This is a genomic window from Anaerocolumna jejuensis DSM 15929 (assembly GCF_900142215.1).
Taxonomy (GTDB): Bacteria; Bacillota; Clostridia; order Lachnospirales; family Lachnospiraceae; genus Anaerocolumna; species Anaerocolumna jejuensis.
In genome coordinates, this window is the sequence record NZ_FRAC01000007.1 from 298,412 (window position 1) to 315,611 (window position 17,200).

General features: G+C 40.6%; 18 protein-coding genes, 2 tRNA genes and 2 pseudogenes. 10 read left to right on the top strand and 12 right to left on the bottom strand.

Annotated features, from left to right (window positions below; translation table 11 throughout):
* Positions 1 to 123 precede the first annotated feature (123 nt).
* The 3 genes from BUB77_RS04795 to BUB77_RS04805 all read left to right on the top strand — a co-directional run bounded on the left by BUB77_RS04795 (position 124) and on the right by BUB77_RS04805 (position 2,760).
* Positions 124 to 1,062 carry an ABC transporter substrate-binding protein gene (locus BUB77_RS04795; protein WP_073273454.1) on the top strand — a complete coding sequence of 313 codons (939 nt, stop codon included), beginning with the start codon at positions 124 to 126 and terminating at the stop codon, positions 1,060 to 1,062.
* A 75-nt stretch (positions 1,063 to 1,137) separates the two neighbouring features.
* Entirely contained in the window at positions 1,138 to 1,887 is a 750-nt protein-coding gene (locus BUB77_RS04800) for an ATP-binding cassette domain-containing protein (RefSeq protein WP_073273456.1), read from the top strand.
* 111 nt (positions 1,888 to 1,998) lie between these two features.
* Positions 1,999 to 2,760: an ABC transporter permease gene (locus BUB77_RS04805; RefSeq protein WP_073273458.1), complete on the top strand. Its 762-nt coding sequence runs from the start codon at positions 1,999 to 2,001 to the stop codon at positions 2,758 to 2,760.
* On the opposite strand, the pseudogene BUB77_RS04810 reads toward BUB77_RS04805, so the two are convergent.
* Together BUB77_RS04810 and BUB77_RS04815 are read right to left on the bottom strand one after the other, a co-directional pair.
* Positions 2,752 to 3,117 (bottom strand): annotated as a pseudogene (locus BUB77_RS04810) (ABC transporter permease); the annotation flags it as partial. The gene BUB77_RS04805 and the pseudogene BUB77_RS04810 overlap by 9 nt on opposite strands.
* Before the next feature lie 16 nt (positions 3,118 to 3,133).
* Positions 3,134 to 4,474, bottom strand: coding sequence for a recombinase family protein (locus tag BUB77_RS04815; protein WP_073273460.1), 1,341 nt, complete (start codon positions 4,472 to 4,474; stop codon positions 3,134 to 3,136).
* A 641-nt stretch (positions 4,475 to 5,115) separates the two neighbouring features.
* On the opposite strand from BUB77_RS04815, the gene BUB77_RS29770 reads away from it, so the two are divergent.
* The 3 genes from BUB77_RS29770 to BUB77_RS04825 all read left to right on the top strand — a co-directional run bounded on the left by BUB77_RS29770 (position 5,116) and on the right by BUB77_RS04825 (position 6,419).
* Entirely contained in the window at positions 5,116 to 5,262 is a 147-nt protein-coding gene (locus BUB77_RS29770) for a hypothetical protein (RefSeq protein WP_170866579.1), read from the top strand.
* 126 nt (positions 5,263 to 5,388) lie between these two features.
* On the top strand, positions 5,389 to 5,643 hold the full coding sequence (locus BUB77_RS04820; protein ID WP_073273462.1) for a hypothetical protein: 255 nt from the start codon (positions 5,389 to 5,391) through the stop codon (positions 5,641 to 5,643).
* Between the two features lie 125 nt (positions 5,644 to 5,768).
* Positions 5,769 to 6,419 carry a lysozyme gene (locus tag BUB77_RS04825; RefSeq protein ID WP_073273463.1) on the top strand — a complete coding sequence of 217 codons (651 nt, stop codon included), beginning with the start codon at positions 5,769 to 5,771 and terminating at the stop codon, positions 6,417 to 6,419.
* Between the two features lie 80 nt (positions 6,420 to 6,499).
* Here BUB77_RS04825 and BUB77_RS04830 read toward each other — a convergent pair whose 3' ends face one another.
* From BUB77_RS04830 to BUB77_RS04835, 3 genes are read right to left on the bottom strand one after another with little or no spacing between them, the layout of a single operon-like run.
* Positions 6,500 to 6,979, bottom strand: a complete 480-nt coding sequence (locus BUB77_RS04830) for an ABC transporter permease (RefSeq protein ID WP_073273465.1) — start codon at positions 6,977 to 6,979, stop codon at positions 6,500 to 6,502.
* Entirely contained in the window at positions 6,960 to 7,133 is a 174-nt protein-coding gene (locus BUB77_RS29775) for a hypothetical protein (RefSeq protein ID WP_170866580.1), read from the bottom strand. Before BUB77_RS29775 ends, BUB77_RS04830 begins: the two co-directional genes overlap by 20 nt.
* Before the next feature lie 31 nt (positions 7,134 to 7,164).
* Positions 7,165 to 8,802 (bottom strand): recombinase family protein, encoded by a 1,638-nt coding sequence (locus BUB77_RS04835; protein ID WP_073273467.1) that lies wholly within the window; start codon positions 8,800 to 8,802, stop codon positions 7,165 to 7,167.
* 224 nt (positions 8,803 to 9,026) lie between these two features.
* Here BUB77_RS04835 and BUB77_RS29780 point away from each other — a divergent pair, with 224 nt between their 5' ends.
* Positions 9,027 to 9,203, top strand: coding sequence for a hypothetical protein (locus BUB77_RS29780; protein WP_170866581.1), 177 nt, complete (start codon positions 9,027 to 9,029; stop codon positions 9,201 to 9,203).
* 90 nt (positions 9,204 to 9,293) lie between these two features.
* On the opposite strand, the gene BUB77_RS29785 is transcribed toward BUB77_RS29780, so the two are convergent.
* On the bottom strand, positions 9,294 to 9,590 hold the full coding sequence (locus BUB77_RS29785) for a hypothetical protein (protein ID WP_170866582.1): 297 nt from the start codon (positions 9,588 to 9,590) through the stop codon (positions 9,294 to 9,296).
* A gap of 116 nt (positions 9,591 to 9,706) precedes the next feature.
* Positions 9,707 to 10,306, bottom strand: a pseudogene (locus tag BUB77_RS04845) (ATP-binding cassette domain-containing protein); the annotation flags it as partial.
* A 388-nt stretch (positions 10,307 to 10,694) separates the two neighbouring features.
* On the opposite strand from BUB77_RS04845, the gene BUB77_RS04850 reads away from it, so the two are divergent.
* A complete protein-coding gene (locus BUB77_RS04850) occupies positions 10,695 to 11,570 on the top strand; it encodes a DegV family protein (protein ID WP_073273917.1) in 876 nt (291 codons plus the stop codon).
* 104 nt (positions 11,571 to 11,674) lie between these two features.
* On the opposite strand, the gene BUB77_RS04855 is transcribed toward BUB77_RS04850, so the two are convergent.
* The gene (locus tag BUB77_RS04855) at positions 11,675 to 12,973 is read right to left on the bottom strand and encodes a LysM peptidoglycan-binding domain-containing protein (protein ID WP_073273471.1); all 1,299 of its coding nucleotides are present in this window, start codon (positions 12,971 to 12,973) and stop codon (positions 11,675 to 11,677) included.
* 164 nt (positions 12,974 to 13,137) lie between these two features.
* Here BUB77_RS04855 and BUB77_RS04860 point away from each other — a divergent pair.
* Positions 13,138 to 13,211, top strand: a tRNA-Pro gene (locus BUB77_RS04860).
* Between the two features lie 10 nt (positions 13,212 to 13,221).
* Positions 13,222 to 13,294, top strand: a tRNA-Thr gene (locus BUB77_RS04865).
* Between the two features lie 706 nt (positions 13,295 to 14,000).
* Here the strand turns inward: BUB77_RS04865 and BUB77_RS04870 are convergent.
* From BUB77_RS04870 to BUB77_RS04885, 4 genes are all read right to left on the bottom strand, one after another.
* Positions 14,001 to 14,210, bottom strand: coding sequence for a hypothetical protein (locus BUB77_RS04870; protein ID WP_073273472.1), 210 nt, complete (start codon positions 14,208 to 14,210; stop codon positions 14,001 to 14,003).
* 191 nt (positions 14,211 to 14,401) lie between these two features.
* Positions 14,402 to 14,839, bottom strand: coding sequence for a DUF3888 domain-containing protein (locus tag BUB77_RS04875; protein WP_073273474.1), 438 nt, complete (start codon positions 14,837 to 14,839; stop codon positions 14,402 to 14,404).
* Between the two features lie 794 nt (positions 14,840 to 15,633).
* Complete coding sequence (locus BUB77_RS04880; protein WP_073273475.1) at positions 15,634 to 16,068, bottom strand: hypothetical protein; 435 nt, start codon at positions 16,066 to 16,068, stop codon at positions 15,634 to 15,636.
* Positions 16,069 to 16,459: 391 nt separating this feature from the next.
* Positions 16,460 to 17,104, bottom strand: coding sequence for an Ig-like domain-containing protein (locus BUB77_RS04885; protein ID WP_073273477.1), 645 nt, complete (start codon positions 17,102 to 17,104; stop codon positions 16,460 to 16,462).
* Between the last annotated feature and the right edge of the window lie 96 nt (positions 17,105 to 17,200).

The window sequence follows — 17,200 nt, forward strand, 5'->3', positions numbered from 1 at the left end:
AGGCAGTACCGCAGACAAGCCTGCGGTATGCAATGGGAGCAAGTGTGAAAGAAAGGAGCTTTTCACACTCTATTATTTAAGGCAGTACCGCAGACTAGTCTGCGGTATGCAATGGGAGCAAGTATGAAAAAAAGGTTCTTTATTATAATGGTAATAGCAGGACTGCTCTTGACCGGCTGCGAGAAGGTCAAAAACAGTGAAAAGGATACGGAGCAGACGACCCTGCGGATTGGTATGATGTCTTCCCTTGATGTTATACCCTATGAATTGATTAAGGAAAAGAAGCTGGATGAAAAATATGGCTTTCAGCTGGAGCTGGAAGTTTTTACTGCGGCAAAGGACAGGGATGCGGCTTTTACGGCCGGCGAACTGGACGGCGTGCTGTCAGATTACATCGGAGTCTGTATGTACCAGAATGGAGGCTTTGACGTCAGGATAACCGGCATAACGGACGGGGACTATCTGCTGCTGGCAGGAAAAAATGCCGGAATTAAGGATGTCAGCGGAATAAAGGGAAGAAGCGTGGCAATATCGGAAAATACATTAATTGAATATACCCTGGACAGCATACTTGGGAATAACGGTCTACAGCCGGAGGAGGTCAAAAAGGAGGCAATACCCAGAATTCCGGACAGACTGGAAATGCTAAGGAATGATAAGATTGACCTTGTACTTCTGCCGGAACCCTTTGCGACCCTTGCCTTAAATGACGGGGCTGTGTACCTGGGCAGTGCCAACGAGTACGGCCTGTACCCTGCGGTATCAGCCTTTTCCAAGAAAGCCCTTGGAGAAAAGGAAGAGTCTGTCAGAAGCTTATATAAGGCTTATAATGAAATGGTGGATTATATCAACGGGACTGATGTATCAGAATATGAGGATGCCGTAATAAAAGCGGCGGGCTATCCGGAAGAAATGAAAGGACACATTGAGATAAAACAATTTCGTACCAGCAAGCTTCCGGAAAAAGGGGAAGTTGAGGCAGCGATAGCCTGGGCGTCGGATAAAGGCTTATGCTCGAAGGAGCTTACCTATGATAAGGTCGTATATGACGTATATAAATAGTCCTGATTGCAATCGTTAAATAGTATCCGGGCATAGGATAGTGATTACCTGTGGACTGGAAAGGCAGGTGGTAGGATGTTGGTCCTGGAAGATGCCTCCCTGGGGTATCAAAGCAAAAAGAATAAAAAGATAGTGATACATAACCTGACGCTGCAGATAGAGGATGGAGAGTGCCTGGCAATTCTGGGCCCGTCAGGCTGCGGTAAGTCCACCCTTGTAAATGCCCTGGCCGGTATGCTGCCCTTTGATTCCGGCGGCGCCTTTTATGAAAAAGACGGGCTAAAGGAAGTACTGTCTCCCAAATTACATAGAATTGGAGTGATACCTCAGGGCAGCGGTTTGCTGCCCTGGAAAACTGTCAGGGAAAACTGTCTGCTGCCTCTTAAAATAAGGAAAGAGGATAGGGACAGGGAAGGTATAAAGGAGCTTGAGGAGATTAGCAAAGCACTGCATATAGAGGAGCTTTTAGACCGCTATCCGGGAAGCTTAAGCGGAGGACAGGCTCAAAGAGCTGCCATTGCCAGGGCTTTTCTGCGAAAGCCCGATCTGCTGTTAATGGATGAACCCTTTTCCAGTCTGGATGCCATAACGGCAGAGGAGGCAAAGAAACTGTATCTGTCCCTATGGGAAAAATACAGGGTTACAGTTCTGCTTGTAACACACAATATCGAAGAGGCTTTATATTTGGGCAACAGAATTGGGGTAATGAGCAGGGAAAGAGGCAGCATTCAATATTTGGAGAGTAATCCTTATTTTGGAAGTGTTGTAAAAAGCAACGATGAGTATGATAAAACAAAGGATATTCTAATGAAGCATTTATTATAAATTACCGGTTAATTTATAAGTGCTGCATAATGAAATACCGATAAATTTATAAGTGCTGCATATAAAATGCCGATAGATTCGTAAGTGCTGCAAAGAGAGGGGGATAAGGGAATGAAGACGATAGGAAAACAATGCCTGACATTTCTGAAGGGCTTTCTGGTTCTGAATATTATCTGGCTGATTTTTTCATATTGGATGGATACAGCTGTTGTTCCCAGCCCCTTTAAGGTGTATGGGAATTTTATTACTGTATTTTCCGACGGCATATTCCTTCATATCTATTACAGTCTGAGAAGGATATTTATCGGGCTGGCGCTTTCTCTTATCATTGGGCTTCCCACCGGAATACTGATGGCCTATTCGGAAAAAGCAAATTCTTTTCTCTATCCCCTGGTATACTTTGGATACCCGGTACCAAAAACCGCCCTGCTCCCCATTGCTATGCTGCTTTGGGGAATGCGGGACGGTTCCAAGATTGCCATTATCTTTTTTATTATTGTATTTCAGGTGATAGTCTCTGTCAGGGACAGTGTCGTAAATATTGACAATTCCCTTTATCAGACGGTAATCAGCTCGGGAGGAGGGCGCTTCCAGATAATCAGGCATATTACCCTGCCCGCCATTCTGCCCCAGTTGTTCACCAGCATAAGAGTTTCCCTTGGTACTGCTGTTTCTATTCTTATCTTTATCGAAGGCTATGGAACCGGCTATGGTATGGGATATTATATCCTGGATGCCTGGTCACGCATTAACTATATCCAGATGTATATGGGGATTCTTGTGATATCTTTCGTCGGCTTTGCTCTCTTTGTTTCGGCGGATATCCTTATCAGAAGCTTATGTCCCTGGCTAAAAGGGAATGAGCTACAGTAGCTTATATCTCTTTTCAAAATGGGTAAGCAGCTGGTACAGAAGAGTTGCCAGTATGCAGAGAAGGACAATTGACATAATTACATAATCCAGCTTAAATATCTGGCTTCCATAAATAATCAGGTAACCCAGGCCCGCTTTTGCCGCCAGGAATTCTCCGATTATGACACCCACCAGAGATAAGCCTATATTCACCTTCATAATGCTGATGATTTGCGGGATATTGCCAGGGATAACAACCTTCAGCAGGACATCCTTTTTCTTTCCGCCTAAGGTTAATATCAGCTTTTTCTTATCTTCCTCCACATTAATGAAATTGGTATAGAGAGTGATAATAGTACTGAATACGGCAACTGCGAGTGTAGGAAAAGTACAATTATTCCTGCAGAAAGAAATCGATGCGGTTCTCTTTATCAATCACAATCCGGTCAACAATTCCCAGCCAGAAAATCTTGCGTTCCTCGGGGGACATCTCCTGGTAAAGACTATTGATATCCTGCTCGAGATATATACCGCACTTTTCGGAAGGGGCCGGCTCCACAGGAGCGGTAGAATCCAATTGGGCGGTGAGCAGCTTATATTCCTGTTTATAAGAATCCTTGTCTATCAAATCATCCAGGTAGAGGTCTTTTAGTTTTTCCAGCTGCTTCTTAATCTTAGCGGTATCAATTCTTCTGTTCCTAACGGAGAGGTGCCGCTTTTTAATGACCACTAAGGTTTCTCCCATTTCACGTTTAATACTATCAAGGAGATAGCGCTCCAGGGCTTCTTCATTCATGCGCTTTCTGTGGCAGCAGGTGTGGTTGACAACTGCTTCACGGCAGCGGTAATAGTGGAATTCCTTCGGGCCGTGCTTCTGCTGCTGGATGGAGAAGCCGGCTGTCATAGCATGCCGGCATTCCTCACAGAGTATGAGGGCAGAAAAGAGATAGGTCCTACCGGCTGCCAGCTGGTTTTTAAATTCTCTGACGTTCCTGTAGTTTTGTATCCGGTAAAATAAATCCTTATCCACAAGAGGTTCACAAAAGCCTTCATAACCTCTGAATTCGCCTATGTAAATGGTGTTTGCAAACATCCTCCGGATAGAGTAATCATATATTTTATAGCCATATTTTTCTCTGGCAAGACGGACACAGCCAAGGACGGAATGGTGGGTATCATAATACTCAAAGATATCCAGGGAAATCTGGCGGGTATCTTCCTCTATCAGCAGCCTGGAATTCTCTATTTTGTATCCGAGAGGAGCTCTGTTAGACGGCGTTTCTCCCTTGGACCGTTTATTTTCAAATACTGCCTTTATACGTTCGCTGGTGCGGTCCGCCTCATCCTGGGCAATGGAGAGCATAATATTGATATGTAGCCTGCCATTGGCCGTTGAGGTATCATAGCTTTCAAGGACGGTTTTCCAGTTGACCTTATAGTCATCCAGTCTTTCCTGAACCTTATAATAATCGGCTATATTACGGAACCAGCGGTCAAGCTTTGTAAAGATAATCAGGTCAATTAATCCCTTTTGGGCATCTTCCAGGAGCCGGAGGAGCTCCTTCCTGTGGGAGAGCTTCTTTCTGGCGGTCAGTCCGGCATCAATGTAATAACCTACGATTTCCAGGTCGTTTTTTCTGGCATAGTCTGTCAGGACATTTCTTTGTGTCTCTACGGATAAGCCGTTGATTTTCTGTTCCTCTGTGGAAACGCGGATATAAATGGCAGCTCTCATACTAATCCCCATGCATATCGCAAGTCCGCTTGCGATATTGCTTAATTAGAAATCTGAAAAATGAAACGCGTTTTTCAAACTAATTCCTATGCATATCCCAAGCTTGCATGGGATACTGCTTAAATAGAAATTTGAAAAATGCAACACATTTTTCAAATTATTACCCTTTCTCTGCAATCTATGATTTTCAGGCATAAAAAATGCACCTGTAGGGGTGCAGAGATTAGTGTGAAAATTAAAAAAGCAATTTTCACACACAAGATTGCGCCTGCGAAATCCTTGGTACGATCTTGCGGCACGCTGGGAAGTGGATAGCAGATTTTTTATTGCCAGACTTTGACGGGAAGTCCGGCAATATCTTTGAAGGCTCCGGCTAATATAAGGATGAAGTCAACCACCAGACCCAGGCCAAAACATCCAAAGGTAAAGAAATACAGTATTCCCTCTTTCTTATGTGTGTTTTATAATAATTTATACTAATGATGTAACTTTCACAAGTTACCATATGGGATAAAATAGTATAATTAAGGAGTGAATAGATTGAACTCAGCAGCCCTGGATAATGAAAAACAGGAAAATAAAAAAATCTGCAAAAAGTCCAAACAGTAACAATATCAATATAGAAAGGGAGGTTAATTGGCATGATGTATGGAAAGCTTAATTCAGACAGAATTTGCAGGGTCATAGAACAGATTTTGAAAGCCAGGGAAGGCAATGTTGAAGTTAGTGTAAGCTTAATTCCCAGGGAAGAATCAAAAGGCAGGAAACAGCAGGATAAAACTGCTTAGGCGGTCTGGGATGAAGGACAGAAATAAATTTAATCAATTGACGGACATTGGAAGCTGAAAATGTTGATAGTTGCCTGAAAATAAGTTATGCTATAAACAAATACTGGTTTGCAAAGGAGCGTACATATGAAAAAGAAAAAGTTGTTTATTGTTTTAATGATTCTGGGTATCCTGTTACTTATTCCGGTTAGTTTTACTATAATCGATAAAATCCGTTATGATAATGGGAAAAGTGCGATATTTGTTAAGGAATCGGGTGGATGCGAAGAAATTATATATGCTGGCGTCTTCTACTCCATTCATTACTCCGTTCCCCAAATCGGGCCAGAGGATGATTCTGGGGGAGACAATTCCAGTTGGGTCTGGTTCTGGGAACATTAAAAGGAATACACCCCGTCTTTTTATAAAATAGGATATCAGGGCTCTTATCATGGCAGAAGCTTTCGTTATGGCATATATTGTTGGGGTAGGGCTTGTTGATAAGGGGAATAGGACGGTGGTCAGCTATGAGTAAAAAGACATCAAAGGCCGGAATAGCACTTCTAAAACAGTTTGAGGGCTGCCGGCTGAAAGCATACAAAGCCCTGGCAACTGAAAAATATTACACTATCGGTTATGGCCACTATGGGGCTGACGTAAAGCCAGGCATGACAATCACCCTTGCTCAGGCAGAAGCTATGCTGAAGAATGATCTAAAAAGCTACGAAAGGACAGTAAATAACTACGTGATAGTTGAGATCACCCAGAATATGTTTGACTCCTTAGTGAGTTTTTCGTATAACTGCGGAGGGGCGGCACTAACGAAAAGCACACTGTTAGCGAAGCTCAATAGCAAGGATTATATTGGAGCTGCCGATCAGTTCATGGAATGGAATAAATCCGGAGGGAATGTGGTTCCGGGCTTGACAGAGCGCAGGGCAAAAGAAAGGGAGCTTTTCCTGAAAGGTTTCTGTGATAAACCGAAAGCCCGGATAACAAAAACTACAGCTAAGCCCTCAGAAGTGCGATGGATACAGTGGAAGCTTGGGGAGAAATCGGACGGAGTATGGGGGGAAAAGACTGCTGCCGCCGTCCGGGCAAAAAGAAAATCCCTGGGATGGGCAGAAACAAGTGGATATATCTGTACTCTTAACCTGATAAAGAAGTTAGAAAAATAAGGACTGTTTCAAAAGGTATCCAACAGCCCCCTTATACAGGATCCCTGTATGGCAGGAGTTAATTTCTCTGTTATACAGGGTTATTGTATTTTTACAGCAGCCACAACTGACACCGCAGCCACAATAATTGTTTTAACATTATTTCCGAGCCATACAATAAATACCGGGGCAAGGGCGGATTTTGGAAGGCTGTTCAGCACTACCAGATAAGGCTCCAGCACTTTGGCAAGCCTGTCATTCCACCATAGCAATATGGCAATTGCAATACCGAAAATATTTACTATGGCGAAGCTGACAAAGGTCTCAAGGAGAGTAATACCGGTGTGATAGAAGATAGTACCGTCAGCTGCCATAGTAAGAAAAGTCCCTGCCACCCTGGAGGGACTGCTGAATATAAAGGAATCCACCCATCCAATTCGGGTAGTAATTTCCCAAAGTGCCATAAAAATTATAATAATAAGAAGCTGCAGGATACGGATGGAACGTTTTCTGCGGTAATATTGTTTCAGGAATTTCTGGTGGGAAGGAGAGTAAGTGCTGTTAGCTGCTGATTTTGCCATGACTTAACTCCTTCCAGATCAGATTGAAATAGTCTTTGAATTCCGGAGCACTTCTGGCTTTAAAGGGGGTTCGTTCATCCAGGGTAAGATCCACATCTATCTCACATTTTATGGATGCCGGGCGGCAGCCGAACACAATGATACGGTCAGCCATAGAGACAGCTTCCCCTATCAATACCATAATGCTAAATGTCCGGTGTCCGAAAGCTTATATAGGCTGCCTTTCCGTTCCATTCCACTGAGTCGAGCATTGCATTGATAACCATTTTTTTACTATTAATACTTGCTTTGTCCAGGATGGAGCTTAACTTTTCCTTATTATGAATAAAGAAAGGACTTCCCTCTATTTGCCCATCCCCGCCTGAGGAGTATGAAAGCTTCGTGATTTTCTGGTCTAACAGGCTTATCCGCCGATCTAATTCTTCAAGCCTTGGCAGAAGATACTTCTTCAGAAGAGGAGAGGAATCTTTGGACAATTGCTCTATTATAGTATTTATTTCATTCCGGTATTCTTCCTTTTCTTCTTTTAACGCTGCAGGAGCAGTGGTATTGCCGTATACTTCAAACACTGCCGGTATGTTTTTTTGCTCCAAAAATTTTAATATTTTACGGTAGTCAACAGAGTCTTCCAGATAGCTCCATAAAACATTTGTCAGAGCTTTATCGAATTCCTTCCCATTGATATTTGAAATCGTACATTTACTGCCCTTTGACAGTACTTTCATTTCGCAGGCATAGCTAAAATGAGTGCAGCCATTGCTATTTCGAATGTTTTTTATCCGCATTTTGGAACCGCAGTTTTGACATTTTATTTTGCCTGAGACCAGGGAAAAGGAGGAGGTATCCTTTCTGGGAGAGGCTTTTTCTTTATTTTGCTTTAATTTTTTTTGAACCTTAACATAGCTCTCCCCGGTAATTATTCCCTTATGCTTGCCTAAGGCGACTATCCATTGATCAGGAGGGCGCCTTTTGCGGCAGGACTTTGTCTGCTGGTTGGTACGGTTATAGCAGAGAATGCCTTTACTTCCGTCAAATTCATTTTTAGAAGATGTTACGCAGCAGCCAAGCTCTGAAAAATAATGATAGGATGTTTCATCTCCCATGCAATAGGTGGGATTTTCAAGAATCTGGGCAATACTGCTCTTATTAAAGAAACAGTTTTTTTGAGATTTGATATCATGAGTCAGGCAATAGCTTTCAACAGCAGAAAGGCTGCCAACTTCCAGGTACTTTTTAAAGAGAAGGGAGACGGTTCGTAATTCCTCTTCCCGGGGTACAAGCTGATACAGCTTTCTTTCTCTGAGTTCAGAATCCAGATAAATGACTTCACTGGAAGAGAAGCCAAGAGGAGTAAGACCTCCCAGCCACCTGCCGGTTTTGGACAGAGCAAGCATATTGTCCCGGACTCTCTCGGCAATGGTTTCCCTTTCCAGCTGTGCAAAAACAGATGCGATGTATATCATAGCCTTACCCATTGGTGTGGAGGTATCAAAATTTTCAGTGGCAGATATGAATCCCACATTCATTTTCTCCAATAGCTCCAGAGTTTTCGAAAAGTCCGATACCTTTCTGGTAATACGGTCAAGGCGGTAACACATTAGCAGCTGTATTTTTCCGCTCTTAATGTCCACTAAAAGCTTTTGAAATTGTGGGCGCATGGAAGTGGCTGCAGAGAAGCCTTCATCTTCGTAAGTAAAGAAAATCTTCTCAGGGATATTTATTAAATGAGTATCGGCATAAGCTTTACAGTATTGGATCTGATTCTCTACGGATTCGCCCTTTTCGGAAAATTTGGACTTTCTGCTGTATATGGCAATGTTCATCGTATTCACCCCCTGACTAATGTATATCCTAAAGCAGGGGCCAACATGACGTATTCTTACATAAATCAGAAGGTGCGGGAATAATCTGTGATAATTAAAGCAACCGGGAATATATAAGCTGAATTCAGTTTTCAGATTTCTATCAGTTATAAAAAAGCTATATATTTCAGCCTTTTTATAGCTGAAGGAGGATAAAACTAAAATTCAATTTATATAAAGAGAATATGGAGATTGTTATTAATAATCCGGAGGATGGGAGGCGGCTGGCTGCTGAAATCGGTAATCAGCTTATAGCAGAAATTCTTTATCAGATGGTATTAAGTGAACCGGAACCGGACAGATGCAAAATTTATGAACAGCTGATAAAATATATGGAGGAATTATGTGAAAGGCATATGTAAAATGAAGATATATTAAATGAGGATATATAAAAGAGCTGTTACATAGTTTCCTTATTTAACAGGCTATATAACAGCTCCTTATTTCTTAAATCAAATGCAAACGTTTTTTGAAGTTTCGTTCAAGAATGCACTTTTGCAGAATATATGATTAACGCCCCCATGGGCCGGGACCCCATGGACCAAATTTTCCGGGAGGTCTGCCAGGACCCCATGGACCAGGTCCATGGCCCCAGGAACCAGGACCAGGACCCCAGGAACCAGGTCCAGGTCCCCATGAGCCAGGCCCAGGCCCCCAGGAACCACGACCGGGTCCCCATGGACCAGGGCCGGGACCCCAGCGGTTCGGCCAACCGTCACCGCAGCTGGGACAGCCTGCCTGCTTAACATCTTTATCGTCTTCATTATAAGACATATTGAATTCACTCCTTTACTTTTTTATTAATATATGAAAGAAGTAGAAAAAAGGTGAATTATGTTGAAAATAGAAATAGCAGTTTGGTTGGCATTGCTTCTGATATGTCGTGGGTAATGAGAATAGCAGTTTTATGCTCTTTTCTTATAATTCCCCATATATCATCAGAGACTTCAATTCGAGTTTGGTAATCCAGAGCGGAAAAGGGTTCGTCTAACAGAAGAATATCAGGCTCCAGCAGAAGTGTCCTTATAAGGGCAGCCCGTTGTCTCATGCCGCCGGACAGGGAAGAAGGTTTAGAGTTACGAAAGGTTATAAGACCATAGGTAGAAAGCATTTCATTGATACAGACATAGCTGCTGTCGGTCAGCTTATGCTGGATTTCCAGGCCAAGAGTCAGATTTTTCTGCGTGGAACGCCACTCCAGCAAGTGGTCCTTTTGCAGCATATATCCGATATTTTTACCGGATGATTTTAAATTCTTCCCATCTATTAGAATTTCACCGGTATCAGGGGAAATCAACCCTGCTATCAGTGAAAGTAAAGTAGATTTACCGCATCCACTTGGCCCGACTATTGCGAGAAATTCACCGTCATTCACGTGAAAAGAAATATCTTTTAGAGCCGTTGTTTCTCCGTCTAAACTATGATAGGTATAGCCTACATTATTTATTTTTAATAATTCGCCCATGGGCTCCTCCGATTTTATTATACTGTATTATATGAAAATATGACGAATTGTGTGAAATAAAAGTCGTTTGAAAAATAATTCTTATGTTAATTTGTCAAAATGCAAGATTTTAAATTATCTGGTGTATAGGTAGGAAGAAAAGGGAGGGTATACGTGGGAAAGCTGGTATTCACATATGACACTTAAATCGATGTTAAATAATTACATATAATGCTATACACCAAAGCACCTATCGGGTATAATATAATTGAATGTTTACATAACACAAGAGGGAGATGAAGGTTGAGAGAAAATTTAAAAATGAAAGGATGCCATGCTGCAATTCTTTCAACCGGTTTTATTTATGGCAGTACCGCAGATTAATCAGTGGTATGCAAAGGGTGTAAGGATGAAAGATTTTGTTATAACAACAGATTCAAATTGTGATTTATTACCCGGTTACATTAAGGAAAAAAGGGTAGGAATCATTCCCCATTATTACGAGTTGAATAATACGGTGTATGGAGAAGAAGTCAATCTTACGCCAAAAGAATTTTATGACAGCATGAGGAATGGATTAATGCCTACTACCATGGCTAGCAATCCGGCTGTGATTCATTCCACCTTTTTAGAATATATAAAAGAAGGAAAGGATATTTTGCATATAAGCTTTTCCTCTGCATTAAGCGGCGGGTGTAATAATGTGGAAGCAGGTGCGAGGGAATTATGCGAAGAATATACGGATGCTGAAATTGTAGTATTTGATACATTAAATGCCTCCCTGGGACAGGGACTTATGGTAATGAAAGCAGTGGAGCTGAAGGAAGAAGGAAAGAGCCTTAAGGAGATAGCGGCATGGCTTGAGAAGCACCGCCATAACTTTTGCTTACAGTTTACGGTAGATAATTTATTTCATTTGCAAAGAGGCGGAAGAGTTTCCAAGATGACTGCTATTGTTGGTACCATGATCAGTATCAAGCCTATTCTTATTATTAATAATGAAGGAAAATTAATTTCTTCAGGTACCGTAAGAGGGCGCAAGAAATCTTTGTCAACCATTGTATCCAATATGGTAAAGCAGATGGGGAGCTACCTTGGCAATCCGGGCACTATTTGCGTTGTTCATGGTGATGCACTTGAAGATGCCGAGTATGCCGTTAAGCTTATAAAAGAAGAAGTGAAAGATGCCAGCGTAATAGTAAATGTCATAAGCCCAAGCATCGGAGCACATTCCGGGCCCGGGGCAATTGGCATCTGCTTCTGGGGAGAGAACAGAGCAAACTAGAGATATAGTTTATATATTAATAAGAAGGAATCCAGGTTGTACTGCAGCTTAGATTCCTTCTTAGCATTATAACCCGCTTTTTGTCAGCAGGTTTTAAATTGTAGTTATATACTGTCAAAAGGACCGATGATTTCATATTGGGTATTAATGATAAACCACATTTGGTTAAAAAAGTGCATGATATTCCAGATTGCTGCTCCGGAAAGACTGTATTCCTGTATTAATCCAAATAGGACATCGATACTTCTGGCATCCTTAAACCATACGATATGATTAACTTCCATGTTATTATCTCTGCTGGTATAGGTGAAAAAAGGTGCCATAGCATCGGAGTCAAACTGGATAACGGCTCCGACATCGGAAGCCAGTAAAATTGCTGCGTCAGAAGTCAGGGCATAAGCTACGGCATATTCAGCTTGCTCTGTGAAATGCCAGTCATATCCAATAGTTGGTACCCCTAAAAATATCTTGTGGGCTGGAATCTGAGTGACAGCATAAATTAAGTTTCTCCTTACAATATTGACCGGCGTCACAGCGGCAGGCGGGCCGTAGGTATATCCCCAGCTATAAGAGAGCAGGAGAATATAATCCACAAGTTCAGCCAGGACACTATAATCCACATTCAGATAAGTGACACCCGGAGGAAGTTCAAATATTTCAGGGGTAAGTGTCAGCATAAGGGTAAAGCCTATTTCTTTTAAAATTGCGGAAAAAGCTTTAAGGTTTGCAGTAAGCACTTCCAGCGTTTCTTCTGTTATTTTTTGTACATAAATATTGACACCAAGATACCCCTTCTCAATCATTTTTTCAATGATGGCTGTGAAGGTGGTCCTGTTGAATTCGTCTGAATTCGTTTGAGTAAAATAGGAAGCTGTTCCGCTGCCATCCGTAGAATTGTAGGAGCTTAGTACCATAATCGGAGCAACCCCATAAAGCTTTGCCATGTTAATAAGAGGTTCGTCTTCATCCCCGGTCAATGTGCCATCGGGAGAGAGCCTGTATTCAAATATGGTAAGAAAGCTAAGATAGGGCAAAGTCTTTTTTAAAATGTCACTGTCGATAAAGTGATAGGCATAGCCATTGGTTTTTAAACGTCCTTTGTTGTTATTATACTTTATGGCCAGTTGTTCACCGGGATAGAGGTAACTTCTGTCTGACAATTGCGGGTTATTTCGCAAGAGCGTAAGGGGCGTGACACCGGTAGATGCAGCTATGCTATATAAAGAATCTCCCTTGACAACAGTATAGACTTCCTGTGGATATACGATTACAATAGTCTGACCGACTACTAAATTAGTATAGTTTATAATTCCATTATCACGGATGAGAGTTTCCGGTGATATTTTATAGGCTTCAGCAATAGAATATATAGTATCGCCCGGTTGTACCACATAAATTGTCATAAGAGACCTCAAATACAAGTTTCTAATTAAATATATATTCCGCATTCTTAAAGTAATACATATAATTACAGTATTATTTGGCAAAATATATTATTTTTAGCTTGACTTTTTGCTCTCAAAGTAGCATAATAGTTTGGCGAGATTAATTTAGAAGTATGCTATAACGAGGTGTGGCTCAGATTGGTAGAGCGCTGCGTTCGGGACGCAGAGGCCGTGGGTTCGAATCCCGTCACCTCGATTTTTTATTTGCTGGAATAACTCAGTTGGTAGAGTACCTCACTCGTAATGAGGAAGTCGTGGGTTCGAGTCCCATTTCCAGCTTATGAAAAACTTTGGAAAATCAAAGGTTAGAGAGTTTGAAAGAAAAAGTCAAGGCACCTGGAAGGGTGCTTTTTTCATGCTGTTGTGACTTTTTTGTGAATGTTTAACTAAAAAAATACCAGGGCACACTATTTTGCGTCCCAGCCTGGCCGATACTGTTTTGATATCATTGTTATCTGGCAGCCTATCCTCTTCAAAACTACTAATTCACCTTTTCGTATTCCACCAAACAATGCAAGATTAAGTATTTAAAAAGCAAATAAACTTGTTCCAAAGTAAAATGCTTTACCTCGGTTGTCATTTTATTATCCTTTGGAGGAGATACCCGGTCACAGGGATTCGATTCTATAAGCTGCTATTATATCAAACATTTTAACACGTTGACTCTTTAGTACTAAAGTTGTATAATATACTTAGCAAGACAGCCGGAGGATAGATGAAGCCTATCCGTCTCGGCGAAAACTAAGAACTTATAAAAATAGTCGCCCTAACTTTTGCAGAGACTGGGACGGCTATTTTTTGTGCTTGTCATTACTGACAAGTGTTATTATAGCTACAATCATAATTACAAAGGTGAATAAATCACTATATGTAATGTACATAAGCACCACCCCTTTCGCAAGACTCGAAACGGATGGCATGACCGTCCTACCGGCTGCCTGGGTAAGTATATTATTTTGTCAACGAACAGTGCCATTTTTTTATTTTAACTCATTGTATAATCAGCGTTCAGCATACCAAGGCATTCTATTTCGCCCCTCCTATAGGATGTTCCAGCCACATAATGATTTTCTATTTTATTATTTTTAGACTCATTATTCGGATTTATTTTATTGTGAGCATCACCATTTGGGATGGATTTTGCGTCTTGATTTGCTAACCAAACTCCGATAAAGATTTTAATTCCTTTATTCATATAACCCTCCTGATAGTAAAGTTATACTATCAGTATGAAACTTTTGTTATATTATGTCAATATAAGAACCTTATTGAATGCACTTATTCGCCGGCTTTTCCGTCACCATCTCTATCCGTGTGTTATTTTTAGTAGCAGACTATATAATATGTATTAAAGTATTGCATTATATATTTACGAATAATTATCTTTCAATGTAAATATAGATCCTTATAACGCTCTGGCAATGGATGGTCTTCTACATGTTCAAATTTTAGTATTTCAGGTATTCCAGGGTATGAAAGATTTATTGAAATCTTGTCTTTACCCACCGTTATGTGTGGTCCGATAAATGGTTCAACTTCTATATTAATGATAAAGTGCGAAGTACGATTGCCATTTGGTCGTTCAATATTCAAAATTTTTATAAATGAACTATCATAACCTGGTAAATAACTCAAAACATTTTTATAATATTCGTCTATTGCTTTATCAATCGTAGGAGCAAGAGCAGTAATGATAACATCCTGATATAATATAGTCTGATCTTCTTCGGCTTGCTTTGCCGTAGTATTAACAAAAGTATTTTTTGTAGTGATGGCAACTACAATTAAAATAAATATGGTTACCAAAATTCTCTTTTTTTTCACAAACTAAATCCATTTCACTGTTTCCTTTTATGTGGTATAATAATACAAAATTAGAAATAGACCAATATTAACGCTATAATATTAAACGCAAACTACTCCAACAACACAACAACTGTCCAAGGGTTTATTGCCAACCCCAGATGATTTTGGCTTACCTTTCGTAATTTTCTATTGAGGAGTTCCCTAATGACACTTAAATGGCAGCAGCTGTTCCTAGGTAAAATTATACCACTGTCTGAGCTCACAGCCCCACACAAAAACAACCTTCCAGCGAGTTTGGTATAATTTCACCTGCCAGGAACAGCTGCCGGCATTTTAGTGGAATTCGGAACCCCGAACGAGAAAATCACGAAAGGTAAGCCAAAATCATCGTCCATTCCCAATCCCCCTTATTACAATCTGTGGAGGTTCCTATAACATTGACATGCACTTAATGTTAGTGTATTATATGTTTAGCAAGACAGCCGGAGGATAGATCGCACCTATCCGCTTCGGCGAATGATTATGGACTAAAATAGCCGCCCTAAACTTTACCAGAGAGCAGGGCGGCTATTTTTTGTACCTGTCATTTCTGACAAGTGTTATTATAGCTGCAAGCATAATTACAAAGGTGAATAGATCACTATATGTAATATACATAAGCACCACCCCTTTCGCAGGACTCGAAACGGATGGCGTGACCGCCCTACCGGCTGCCTGGTTAAGCATATTATATTATAATAGTATATACGAACACTTAGGCAGAAGACGGTCTTAGGGGTAGAGGTCCTATGGATAGAAGATTAAGGAAGATATTAAAAGACGCATGATATGCCGGAAATATTCGAAAGTGGTATAAAAACATATACAGGGAATGGGGAAGGGAGTTGATTAATCCATAAAAATCCCATGAATCCAAAGGTACTTGCACCTGTCAGAAAAAAGTAAAAGGGGTACGGGCCGGGAGGAGCCGGAGGCATGGCTGTTAAATTGATAACGGACCAGCTATTTAGCAGGCAGTTATACAACTGAGTATTTTCTTTTTCTGAATTTAATTGCGGTACGGACGGCGGCAGCGGAATTAATAAATCAGCAGGGATTTGAGAGAGTAATGCTCCATATTGGTATACTATTTGCTGCAATTCGGGAAACGTGTAATTCTGACCAATTTCATTCGTTGTCTCACTTAAATAGCTGGGAGGATAAGCACCAATTGGACATACTTTTTCTAGCTGGCTGGCATGTATCATTTAAGGCCTCGAAATTGGTTTTAATATAATATATAGAGAATTTTTATTATTGTTACAAGGGGGAATAAGTGACATAAAATGCTTGTAAGCAATTTTACAAAGGAGGAGCCAGCAGGATAACCTGCTGGCTATTTATGAAAAAAGTTTATATTAGCAAGGTGGGGAACCTTGTTGTTATCTTATGAACTTAGTATATCGTTCATATGTGTACCAGGTATGAAGGTTTATTGAAAAGATTGTGAACAGTATAAGGGATAGGCTCATCTGTGACAGGCAGGTATCTTATGGACAAGAAAATAAAAAATACCCAGCCATAGCAAGCCAGGTATTCCTTCTATAAATATTATAATCTAATTACAGCAATCCCATTCCTGCATTTACAGGGCATTTATTACTCAAGCTTAGTCTGGGACTTGCTATAGAGCTTATCATTTGTAAAAATAACAATTGCTTTTGAAATTCCGTCTTTACCATACCAAACATAAGAGATTGTTGTTTTATCACCACTTCCAACAGTGGATAATACACTTCCTTCTGCTCCGATTATCTTAACGGCATCAGCATAGCTGATTCCATCACTGAGAGAATTGTATTTACTTAAGGAAATATAAGTAACACTTGAATTGCCTGAATTATCGCCTGGCTTACTGCCTGAATTATCATCTGGCTTACTGCCGGAATTATCGTCTGGTTTACTGCCGGAATTATCACCTGCCTTTAAAATAGCGTGGGTACTCCCCGTTACCTTAATATTACATTCATATTTAATCTTATTGTAGATTCCGGTAATAGTTGCTTTTCCCTTTGACTTTGCAGTGACCTTTCCGCTAACAGTAACTGCGGCAACCTTTTTATTACTGCTTATCCACTTGACTTTTGCTTTTATCGGCTCGTTATACTTAAGAATATTTAATTGTACGGTCTCTTTTGGAAAAAGAGCGTAATTTTCTGAACTTATAGTATATACAGTTGCTGCGTTTACCTTAATTGGCAATATCAATGCTAACGCTATTAATAATGTCATTAATTTTTTCACAAAAGCACCCCCTTATAGCCTTATTATACCATAAATAAACAAAATTGCCACTTACATTTTATTACGATTTGTTTACAATTAAGGAAGTGAATACAG